The following is a 12,273-nucleotide window of genomic DNA, read 5'->3' as shown; positions in this document are numbered from 1 at the left end:
CAGCTTACATTGTTGTCTCGCCTGAATTTTAACGTTTGTCATTCCAGAAATTCACGGGCTGCACTTTCTTGGTCAGCACTTCAAACTGGTAGCCTTCTGCTTTCAGTGTTTTTAACACTTGCGGAAGTACTTTCAATGTCGCTTCCTGGTCATGCATCAGGACCACAGGGGTGGTTCCGCTCTTTTGAACATTATGGATCTGCTTCATCACGCTGTTGTAAACTTTCTGATGATCCTTCTTGTATTTCCAATCTTCGGAGTCGACATTCCAATCCCACAGATGGAATCCACCCTGACCTAGTAGAACATTGCGATATGCCGGTTTGAGATACGGTTTGCTGCCGTATGGAGTACGAACGAGACTGGTTTTGACACCTGCCACTTTATTCAAGCTTTCATTGGCCTGCTGCATTTCTTTCAAGCCGCTGTATGCAGATTTATAAAATTTACTGGGAACATGCGTTACGCCATGCAAGCCCAGTCCATGTCCATCTGCAACAATACGCTTGGTGGCCTTCTGAAACTTCTCCATCTGAGGTCCAAGCATGAAGAATGTCGCCTTGGCATTGTACTGATCCAGAATATCCAGTAATTGTCCCGTATGGGCGGTCGGCCCATCATCGAAAGTTAGATATATGATTTTGGAGCTCGCTTTATTTCCAGCATTCTTGGATGCGGATGATGTAGCTGAAGCCGACTGCGGCAATAGCAATGGAATGATCAATAGAATAGCAAGTGCGGTGATGAATGTTTTACGAATATGTAGCATAATAAAAGTCTCCCTTATGTCTTGTATTTCCCCGGGTGTCTATGTTTCTCTCAGTGCAGCCCTTGGCGATAATCCTAATACTATCAAAAAGAGTGCGTCCCATTCTCGCTTCAAATGCTACGTTCGAGTTACACTTTTGTCAGATTACCCAAAAAAATAAAACGAATTTGATAGATTTGCTCGAAAAAGAACATCCGTCGGGATAGATCAATGTTGACATATATTCTATTAACCCAAATTGTGGTTTCTGATAGATTCATTTCTGGAATTTATATGAAGGGAGCAAAGAATCTTAAAATGGTATAACAAAAAAGCCTGCCCGAGAGCAGACTTTTCATATGTAGATCGATTTACTTGTCGTTCGGATCAATCCTGTTGCTTTGCTTAGTCCCCTCTTACTCCGCAGGAGCTGTGAATGAACGTTTACCAAATTCGGCGTCCAGCATGTAGAAAGCATTGCTATCTTTTTCGATACGGCGCAACTTCTGGATGATATTATCAAACAGAGCTTCCTCTTCGACTTGCTCATCGATGAACCACTTCAGGAAATACATCGTGGCATGTTCACGCTCATTCAGGGCAATGTCAGCCAGATTGTAGAATTTCTTCGTGTTTTGCTGCTCGTGTGCATATCCGTGTTCAAACACATCCAGCATTGAAGAATATTCATTCTTCGGCTCTGGCAATGCAGCAAGAGTAGCGCGTTGTCCGCGGTCATTCAGGAATTTGTATATTTTCATGGCGTGGAACCGCTCTTCCTCTGCTTGTACGATGAAGAAGTTGGCAAATCCGTCCAAGCTTTCGCTGGAACAGTATGCGGCCATCGCCTGATATACGTGAGCCGAATAAAATTCGAAGTTCATCTGTTCGTTCAAAGCTTCTGTCAACTCTTTACTCATTAGGGATACACCTCAATCTTTCTCTAGGGATAGTTTTATTTTATCATAACGTCCGCACGACCGATATCGAAATTTCTACAAAATTCGCCAATGACTGATTGCCTCTCTTCCTATATAATTACATAGTTCTTGCTCTAAAATCATTTTATTCTGGAAGGCAGGCCATTTTATTTCATGAACACATCTTCTTCGCAGCTCAAAAAAACGATAGGTATGCCGCAAGCTGTTGCGCTTTATATAAGTGCAGTTCTCGGTTCAGGTGTCCTGATTGTACCCGGACTTGCTGCCGAACTTGCAGGACCAGCTTCACTTCTCGCCTGGGGAGGCATGGTGCTGCTGATTCTCCCACTCGCCCTATCCATGGGATTACTCTCAGCCCGATACCCGGACGCAGGCGGTGTATCCCATTTCGTCACCCTCGCTTTCGGACAACGGGCAGGAGCCGTGGTTGGCTGGTTCTTTCTAATGTCCGTTCCCATCGGTGCTCCCGTGGCTGCCCTTACAGGTGCAGGCTACATGACGGCTGCGCTGGGACTCGGGGAAGGATATAGAACAGCGATTGCCGCCCTCATGCTGGCGGCTGGACTGATCATTAACATCGTAGGCATGCAGGTTGCCGGAAAGGTACAGATTGGCGTTGTGCTAGCGATTATTATCGTGCTAGTCATGGCATTTGTATTTGCTATTCCGAATATGCAATCCATACATTTCACACCATTTATGCCAAGTGGTTGGGTCAGCGTGGGTCAGGCTGGGGCCATTCTGTTCTGGTGTTTTATCGGTTGGGAAGCTGTATCTCACCTGTCTGAAGAATTTACTGATCCACGCAAGGCAGCTATCAAAGGCGTAACCATTGCAGCCATCATTGTAGGTGTGCTCTATTTCCTGACTGCACTGGCGACAGTCGGAACCCAAAGCTATCTTCATGGCGGAGCTGATGTCTCTCTCGTATGGATCATTAGTCAGGCTCTCGGTTCCTGGGGTGGATTACTTGCTGGGCTAACTGGCATATTCATTTGCACCGCTACGGTCATTGCGTATGCTGGTGCCGCATCCCGTGTCGCCTATGCACTGGCAAGACAAGGATCCGCCCCGCAATGGATGTCTCGCTTATCCAGTCGGTACCATACACCAATTGCTGCAATCGGCTTTCTGGCCATCTGCTTCACTCTCGTGTTAGGCATATACGGATCAGGTCTGGTGTCACTCACCACACTTATTCAGTTGCCTAATGCAACGTTCATTCTCACCTATCTTGGTGGATGCGCAGCCGGAATACGCTTACTCAAGGGAAGTCGTACTGGGGTAACCATCAGTTGGATTTCCTTTGTGGCGACAGCCATTGTGTTCCCTTTTGCCGGGTGGGCCGTTCTCTACCCTGTGGTGATCGTCGTTCTGTACGGACTTCTCAGCCGCAAACGACAACACAAAATATAAACAAAAAAAGCTCTGCCGCGATGGCAGAGCTTCCTTTATTCATCTGGAATAATAATTATACCAGGAATGCTTTGGAGATGATAACCAACAGGATAAACAAAACCAGAATGGCACCTACAGAAGTAAAACCTCCGTATCCGTAGCCTCCTCTTGCTTCTCCACCTAATACTTCGCTCATTGACCGTACCTCCTCTGCAACAGGTATGGGTTATCTTATGCAGGGAGAATGGATTTGACAGGGCGGATGCCCTGATTCAGATCCTGTTTATCATCTTTTTCAAAACCGTGGAGAATCAATGCGCATAATATCCAGGAACGGCACTTTGGCCGTAAATTCTTCCTCTGTATACTCCACATGCACTAGCCGGGTACGTGAGTCCAACTTCACAATCACCCCATGAACCTGATCTTCCTTGCCCCATACGGTCAGCAACACTTCCGAACGTTCTTGATACGCCTCAACCAGTTGGTTCCCCAGCTCTTCCAGTTCAAACTCATCCCGGGTAGGTCTTTTTGCAACTTTTGCTTTTGCCAATGTAGCGGCCTCCTCTATAGCTAATCCGACACCCGAATCCACGGGTTATTTGCCGAGGTCATATTTAATTAGTATACCATTCATTCACGTTCGTGTAATGTCATGACTCCATAAAGAAGCAAAAAATCCCTTACATTTACAGGAAAAAGCTAGTATCCCCCTTCATTCGTCGCCATCTTCAACAATAATGGTGTATACATTCGAAATGGACTGTCCTGAATGCCTCTGACCGTTCCACTCGTAGGTATACATTGCAGTTACGGTACCCTGCTGGATTCCCATTTGTTCAGCGGAGGATATTTGTGCAATGTAAGTGACCCATTTCTCCGCTCCAGGTTCCATCTCACCCAAATGTAAAAATCTTGGTGATGAATACTCTGAAATGATCGCTCGATCCCGTACTTCTGCTTCCCCAATCCATTTGGCACCTGGAGGGAGCACATCAGCCAACTGCACCCGCGCGGGCCAGGCCCCTGTGTTGGTCACATGTACATGAAAGGTTACATTTCCTCCCCTTTCGATCAAGTCTGGCTTCACTTCCACATGAACCGAGATGATAGGAAACTTCAACTGAATGACAGCCGTATTGGAGGAAATTATTCGTTGCACAGAACGCGAATCTGGCAAGCGAAATGTATAGATCAGGCGAGCCTGATTCATCAGTTCGAAGACTGCAGGTACACCCCGCTCCTGCTCTGTGAGATGCACTTCAAATTGGATATTAACCACGGAACGTGCAGTCAACGTTCCCAGATTGATGCCTTTGACTGGATTTGTTCCAAGCCGTTTCACACCGTTCCACCCCAGGCTCCCCTCAACATAGCGCATACCTGGCGGAAGAAAATCCGTCACGATAGCATCTACTGCAAAAGAACCTTCATTGTGTACCGTTATTTGGTATTGAACGGTATCCCCAGGAGTAGCGATGGGTGGATTCACACTTTTCGCAATCGAAATCCGAGGTTGAATGATTTGTAAAGTTGCTACGTTCGAGTATACATTCTCCAATGTGTCACCTGAAACGTACTCTAGTACTGCCTGAATTGTTAAATTCTCAGCTATGCTTCCTCCCGTGACCTGTACTCGAAATTGAATTGGAACAGATTCTTCGGGTAGTACCTCGCCTATCATAATCCCGGAGTCAGGCGTCGTCTCGGGAACAAAAATCTCATTCACAATGACACTTCCCGGAAGAAATTCAATCCCTTTGGGTAATGGGATCGTTACCCTGGCATCGTTTCCTATTATAAAACCCGGGTTACTCACCAAAAGGTTGTAAGTGACGATATCTCCGACAAAGGTTTGCACACGATCTGCATTCAAAACCAACGACAGACTTGACGAGACCAGATTTACTTCTACCACGTTGGATTGCTCTTCTCCCTCAACCATTCGTCCTTCCGGCGTCACAAATGTATAACGTATCTTCGCTTGATTCACCAGTTTCAAGTCCTGAGGAAGACCGACGATGATCACCTGAAAATGAATACGCAACGTCGCTCCAGGTACGATTTCCTGCGCAGGAATCCCTCTCTCCGGTGATACTCCTGGCAGCGGAGTTCCATCCAGGAGTACACTATTGGGGAGAAGTGAAGTTTCCGACGAGAGCGAATCCAATACATGGACCATGGCAGCACAATTACCCGAATTCACAATTTCAATCAGATAGGTCAGTGTCTGCCCCAGAGCAGCCTCAGCAACGTTGCAAAACTTGTAAACCTCCAGCCTGGGGCCGATCCATGGTGTAACTACCGTATTAGAATAGGCCACCTGTTCCAGTTCAGTCGTACCCGAGCTGAATCGAACCAGTGACTGATTCTGTAGCGTGTGGGACAACGGACCGGAAGATTGGCTCATATCACCACAACCTCCACTCTGAATGTAACGGTAACTGAAGCACCGGCGGCAATTGAACCGAGTGTTATCCCTGTATTCGGATTCCCCGTAGGCCTTGCCACGCCATCCACCGTAACACTTCCCGCTACAAATACGGTGCCTGTTGGTACAGGGTCTACCATAACCACGCTATTGACTACCTCGATGCCACTATTGGTTACCACAACTGTATAGGTGATCACATCGCCGACAACAGCATCAACTGCACTTGTGCTTTTGATCACAACGACATTTGGTGCAGATACAGGAATCACCAGAACGTTGGAGGATACTGTACCCGTCAACTGACGTCCATCCGGCGGACTAAATGTATAATTGGCTACCGCCTGATTGACCAGCTGCTGATTCTGCGGCAATGAATCCACGGTAACTTCCAGAGTAACCGTTACATTAACGGACCCTCCTGGAGGTATCGTCCCAACAACAATCCCTGATTCCGGATTTGCACCTGGCTGTGGAACACCATCAATCAGGACGCTGTTGGGAAGCAGTACTGCTCCATTCGGAATGTTATCCGTAAGTGTCAAATTGGCTGCTAAATTTCCACTGTTGGAAATGGTAAAAGAATAGGTAATGATGTCTCCGATGGTGGCATTGGACGTACTCGCTGTTTTGGTTACAGCAATAATCGGCTGATAAATTGGTGTTACCACGGTATTTGAATAGGCCGCTCCCGAGAATACACCCGATGTGAAACTTACCGATGACTGACTACTCACTTGCGGTGGTGCAGGCAGCGTGTTGACCCGAACCGCATACGAAACGGATACAGATGCTCCAGGTGCCAAAGAACCAAGCGCTATACCCAGTGTCGGGTTAGCCGAGAGACGTGGAACGCCGTCAACCAGGACACTGCCCGTGACAAAAGTAACAGCCGAACTGATTGGATCGGTTAACACGACATTGTTGACAGGATCAATCCCATTATTGGTTACGACCATCTCATATACAATCGTATCACCCACTACAGCATCAATTACTGGTGTCGTCTTGACGACACTGACATTCGGAGCAGACACCTGAATATTGAGAGAATTGGACGAAAGGCTGCCTCCCAGTGTTCTTCCATCCGGCAGCGTGTAGGAATAGGTTGCTGAGGCCTGATTGGTTATGGCCTGGCTTAAAGGTAGGGTGATGATCACGACCGAGAACATGATTACAGTTGTTGTGGAGACTACACCCAGTGGAATCCCTGAAGCCGGATCGGCTCCTGGTGCTGAAGCTCCATTAATAATGACGCTATTTGGCACAAGTTCTGTTCCTGCCGGAATGGTATCCGTTAACGTGACAGATGCCCCAAAGTTCCCTGCATTGGTAATCGCGATGCTGTAAACGACCGTATCCCCTACCGTTGCTATAGCCTGGTCTCCCGTTTTGACTGCCGACAGAATCGGTTGGTATACCGGGGTAGTGACCGTATTAGAAAATGTGGTAGCTGAAAAAACACCTGATGTAAAGCTCACTGTAGACTGATTGTTTAATACTGCACTGGATGGGAGTGCTGTAACCTGCACACTAAACACAACGGTCACGGTAACTCCAGGCGCGATGGAACCAAGCGTTATTCCGGTTGAAGGATTGACACCCGGTCGAGGAACTCCATCAATAAACACGCTGTTTGCTGTAAGAACAGTACTTGCCGGCAATGCATCCGTAAAGACCACATTGCTGACAGTCGCTATTCCGTTATTAGTTACTGCAATGCTGTACGTCACGACATCACCCACAGATACAGACGTAGATGTCGTAGATTTCACCACATCGACATCGGGAGCCGACACTGAAATGGTAAGTATATTAGACAAAACAGAACCCGTGATGTTGCGTCCGTCAGGCAGCGTAAAGGAAAGAGCAACCGAAGCCTGATTCACCAGCTGTTGCGGGGTCGGCAAAGTATCAATAACTACGGAAAAGGTAACCGTTGTTGTTGCCCCAGCAGCAACAGTGCCTGCCGGAATGCCTGTTGCAGGATTGGCTGCAGGTAATGGCTGACCATTTACAATCACACTGTTCGGAACAAGTATGGTTCCTGTAGGAATATTGTCCGTTAGGTTAATCTGGGCACCATAGTTACCCTGATTGTTGACGGTAATCGTGTAACTGACGGTATCCCCAACGGTAGCATTTCGTGTACTCGCCGTTTTTTGTGCTGATAGAATGGGCTGAAATACCGGTGTAACCACAGTATTGGAGAACGTTGTGCTTGAGAATGTCCCCGAGGTAAAACTCACTGTGGATCGATTGCTTAATTGTCCACTTGGTGGGATCGCATTGACATTGATACTGAAAGTCACAGTTGCAGACGTTCCGGGAGCGAGCGTACCTAGTGATATCCCCCCTGCCGGATTGGAAGCGGTCTGCACTACCCCATTTATAGTGACACTTCCTGCAACAAAAGAGGCCCCCGTAGGAATTGGATCCGAAAACTGAATATTATTTACCGGTGCTATTCCGCTGTTCGTTACCAAAATGGAGTAAGTAACAGTATCCCCTACGGCAGCCGCAGTAGAAACTGTACTTTTAACTACGGCAACGTTTGGCGACGAGACTGGAAACGTCAGTGTATTTGAGGTGGCTGTCCCTGTTAACGTTCGCCCGTCAGGAGGTGTGAAAGTAAAAGATGACGTCGCAAAATTGCTAAGTTGCTGCGGAAATGGAAGTGAATCCACAACAACGGCAAATGTAACAACAGCTGTCGCTCCCGCTGCCACAATGCCTACAGGAATACCCGTTCCTGGTGTTGCTCCAGGCTGTGGTACACCAGATACCACGAGACTATTGGGTACAAAAGTTGTGACAGTAGGAATCGTATCTGTCACTGTAACGTTTGCCTCCAGATTGCCTGTGTTACTGACAGTTACTGTATATATAACCGTGTCGCCTACGGTCGCATTAACTGTATTTGCTGTTTTGATGAGTGAAATTTGCGGTTGTATGACCGGAGTCTGTGTTGTATTGGATGATGATGACCCCGAAAATGAACCGGATGTGAAGCTGACCGTCGACTGATTGTTAATCTGTGAAGGGATCGGCATAGTAATCGTCACCTCAAAAGTTACGGTAACCTCGGCTCCTGGAGCCAACGTACCGATTGGAATGCCGGCGGTCGGATTGGAGAGCGGGAACGAAGTCCCGTTCACAATGACGCTTCCGGGTACAAATGGGGTATTCGGAGGAAGAGGGTTGACATATACCACATTGTTAACGGCTACTGTTCCGTTGTTACGAATAACAGATGTGTATCGAATGATATCCCCGACCACGCCATACTCTACATTGTCACTGTTTACTATCGTTACATTGGGCAAGGATACGGGAATGTTAATGATGTTCGATAACGAAGAACCGGCAACCGTTCTCCCACTTGGAAGAGTGTAGGCAAATGATGCAACTGCTTGGTTAGTCAACTGCCTTGAATCAGGCAAACTTGTGACCATGGCAACAAAAGTGACCGTTACGTTCGAGCCTGCAGCGATCGGCCCCAAATTAATTCCTGTTACCGGGCTAACACCTGGTGTTGGTACGCCATTAATAATGACACTATTCGTACTGAATACAGCTCCCGCAGGAATCGGATCCGTCAAGGTAACCGTTGCGGCAATATTGCCTGAATTGTTGACCTGAATGGAGTAATTAAAGGAATCCCCTACTGTCAAATTCGAGGTGCTAGCTGTTTTAGCTACTTGGATGACTGGTTGATATATGGGTGTATTCACCGTGACAGACGAAGAAACGCCATTAAAACTGCCTGACGTAAATGCTGCACTTGCCCGGTTGCTGACTGAACCTGTGGACGGAACGGATGTCACTCTTGTTTGATAGGTCACCGTAACGCTGCTTGAACTGTTCAATGCACCGACAGCAATGCCCGAAAGCGGACTTGCATTCCTTGCAGCAGCTCCATTAATAGTGACACTGCCGGAGACGAATTCCGAACCGGTTGGCGTATCCGAGATCACCAGATTTTGTACCGCACTGCTCCCAGCATTTGTTGCAACAACCGTATAGGTAAGTACATCCCCTACGGTAGCGTCCGGCGTACTTACTGTTTTGCTAATCAATATATTGGGGCTTGATGCAGGTATACGAACGACATTGGACAAACTGCTTCCTGAAAGATTTCGTCCACTCGGAAGCTGGTACGTGTAACTAGCGGCCCCCTGATTCTCTAGTGTTGGCGGTGATGGGAGTGTAGTGAGTGAAGTTCGGAACACAATCGTTGATGTTGCTCCTGGCAGCAGACCCCCCAACGTTATTCCGGTTAATGGATTGGTCCCAGGACGCGCAGTACCATTCACGGTTACCGAATCCGGGTTAAATGTCAGGCCTGATGGTATCGTATCGGTTACATTTACTTGAGTCGCTATGGTTCCGTTGTTCGTTACCACAAGTGTGTATGAAATCTGATCCCCTAGTGTCGCATTGGTTTCGCTCGCCAACTTGTTAATGCCGATTGCCGCCTGGTATACAGGGGTTGTAATGGAATTGGAGTTGGAAATCCCCGTGAACGAACCCGAGCTATAAGACACTACGGCACGGTTAACTAACGAACTTGAAGCAGGCAGGGACTGCACATTAACCTGAAACGTCACCGACGCGGAACTTCCTGCTGCCAACGTTCCTAGCGAAATTCCACTGCTCGGATTGGCTGATGGTACGACAGTTCCTCTGACGATCACACTGCCCGCTACAAATGTGGTTCCAACAGGGATAGCATCCGTGAGCACCACATTGTTAATCACTTGGATACCACTGTTGGTAGTAACGATGGTGTACGTAAACGTCTCCCCAACTGCAACATCCGTGACCGATGCCGATTTTACCGTGGTTACATTGGGCAATGTAACGGGAATCGTCAAGGTGTTCGAAGCTACTGTGCCGTTAATAGTCCGACCATCAGGAGAGTTAAAGGAATAGGTGGCCGTGGCTTGATCCATAAGGGTTGGAGGCGTAGGCAAGCTTGTTACGAGTACCTGGAAGGTTACGGTATTTGTACTTCCTGCCGCGAGGCTCCCCAGATTAACGCCAGTCGCAGGATTAGCAGCAGCAATCACATTTCCATTTAGCCGGAAGCTGCCCGCTACGTACGAGCTGCCGCTCGGGATGTTATCCATTAATGTAACGTTGGCAGAAACATTCCCCCCATTGTTCACCTGAAGCGTATACGTGACCTGGTCACCTACTGTGGCGTTGGTTGTGCTCGCCGACTTCACAATGGACAGGTTTGGTGAATAGACAGGAAGTGTAGAGTTATTGGACGGAATGACTCCCGTAATCACTGAGCCCCCTGCCACACTTTGGAACGTAAAGGCGGCATTCGCTGAATTCACCAATTGCAGTATGCTTGCATCCTGGCCAATGAGCGCACGATAGGTTACAACGATACTGTTGGATAGATTTAATGAACCAAGTGGAATGCCGGCGGTCACATCGAGTGTTGGGCGGGACACACCAGCGACCGTTACACTCCCTGGAATGAAGGTGAGCCCTACAGGCAATGAATCGGATAGAACAACGCTGGCCGCACTGGCTGTACCTGCATTGCTGACAGTAACGGTATAAAGAATGCTATCCCCCGCTACCGCACCAGAGGCAACGGATGCTTTGGCCACTGTAATTTTGGGTGCATTGATATCAACCTGAATCGCATTGGCATTGACAATGTATGCATCCCCGGAGGTCGTTAACGTCAACACCGCAGAAGACTGGTTATTGATTAGTCTCGATGACACATCCACATTAGTAATATCCCAGCCTTGACGTCCGCCAATAATATTGGTGCCCGGAGCCCCGTTCGTCTGGTTCCGCGTTCCGAAAGTCCCTGTTGTATTAAGGGTTCCTGTATCGCCGTTGATTTGAGAAGCAAAAAAGTTTGCAGCCAGATTGTTTGGTCCGGACAAGGCAACCGAAGTTGCCGAGGTTGGCCCGAATAATGCCTGATCCCCGGTCCGGTTCGCGTCCCCTTCCTGTGCACTGAACAGGGCTCTGCCTCCCAATGCACCCGAAAGCGGAGTAGCAAATCCAGTCAGTGTGGTAACAACTGGCGCCGATGTAGACTGGACGAGTACTCCACCTGCACGTAAGGACATGTTGCGAAAGGGCAGGCTGGGGTTCTGATAAATGACTCCAAGTGTCCAGCCTGCATGATTGGCTGTAGCATCATTAGTGATGACAATCGTTCCTACAACTGCTCCGGTGGTATATGTACCCGCTCCCCCATTTTGTACAAGCGAAGTAACATTGGCTGAACGCACATAGCCGGCAGCGCCGTTCCCCAGATCAAATTGATTATAAGTAGCTGGATCAGGAGTAACACTGGATGTACCTGCTGGTGTAGTAAACGTAACCGGATTATTGATTGCAGCACTCAGATTGACTGTCCCATTGATGTAACTTCCACCCCAGATCAATTCTGCATACAAGACAGTGCTGCCAGCAGGAAGAACGAGTATTGCCGCTGAACTGTTGCTCTGATACAGGCTCGTGGTTCCTAGCGGATAGGTTCCGTACTGGACGGAAGCGTTGGTTGTCGTAAAAGCTCCAATACTGTCCTGTGTTCCAGGTACTCCGGCTGTGTCCGAACGACTCAGTCCAAGCGTGTTACCTGTAAATGTAATTGCTCCCGTAGCATTAACGGTTGAACGAACGACAAGAGGAATTGATCTCACCTCCCCTTCATCTTAATTGGAATCATATGAATTGGAGCCTTCTTACACAGTCTATGAGCCTATTTCAGA

At 48.0% G+C, this 12,273-nt stretch carries 7 protein-coding genes; 1 reads left to right on the top strand and 6 read right to left on the bottom strand.

Going from position 1 to position 12,273, the window contains the following annotated elements; translation table 11 throughout:
- Positions 1-28: 28 nt before the first annotated feature.
- Positions 29-769: a polysaccharide deacetylase family protein gene (locus BUA17_RS03195; protein ID WP_072732576.1), complete on the bottom strand. Its 741-nt coding sequence runs from the start codon at positions 767-769 to the stop codon at positions 29-31.
- Between the two features lie 395 nt (positions 770-1,164).
- The gene (locus BUA17_RS03190) at positions 1,165-1,668 is read right to left on the bottom strand and encodes a ferritin (protein ID WP_063563419.1); all 504 of its coding nucleotides are present in this window, start codon (positions 1,666-1,668) and stop codon (positions 1,165-1,167) included.
- Positions 1,669-1,842: 174 nt separating this feature from the next.
- On the opposite strand from BUA17_RS03190, the gene BUA17_RS03185 reads away from it, so the two are divergent.
- Positions 1,843-3,105: an amino acid permease gene (locus tag BUA17_RS03185; protein WP_063563418.1), complete on the top strand. Its 1,263-nt coding sequence runs from the start codon at positions 1,843-1,845 to the stop codon at positions 3,103-3,105.
- A gap of 55 nt (positions 3,106-3,160) precedes the next feature.
- Here the strand turns inward: BUA17_RS03185 and BUA17_RS03180 are convergent, their stop codons facing one another.
- The 4 genes from BUA17_RS03180 to BUA17_RS03165 form a co-directional block, all read right to left on the bottom strand.
- Entirely contained in the window at positions 3,161-3,283 is a 123-nt protein-coding gene (locus BUA17_RS03180) for a dihydroorotate dehydrogenase (protein ID WP_090805800.1), read from the bottom strand.
- Between the two features lie 99 nt (positions 3,284-3,382).
- Positions 3,383-3,640 (bottom strand): YolD-like family protein, encoded by a 258-nt coding sequence (locus BUA17_RS03175; protein WP_063563416.1) that lies wholly within the window; start codon positions 3,638-3,640, stop codon positions 3,383-3,385.
- Positions 3,641-3,802: 162 nt separating this feature from the next.
- Positions 3,803-5,497 (bottom strand): COG1361 family protein, encoded by a 1,695-nt coding sequence (locus tag BUA17_RS03170; protein ID WP_072732575.1) that lies wholly within the window; start codon positions 5,495-5,497, stop codon positions 3,803-3,805.
- Positions 5,494-12,204, bottom strand: a complete 6,711-nt coding sequence (locus tag BUA17_RS03165) for a DUF7507 domain-containing protein (protein WP_072732574.1) — start codon at positions 12,202-12,204, stop codon at positions 5,494-5,496. The genes BUA17_RS03170 and BUA17_RS03165 overlap by 4 nt, the downstream gene beginning before the upstream one ends.
- Positions 12,205-12,273: the final 69 nt, after the last annotated feature.

This window comes from Paenibacillus sp. ov031 (assembly GCF_900143165.1).
Lineage (GTDB): Bacteria > Bacillota > Bacilli > Paenibacillales > Paenibacillaceae > Paenibacillus > Paenibacillus marchantiae.
Note: the sequence above shows the minus strand (reverse complement) of the source record. Positions and strands in the feature narration are given on the sequence as shown.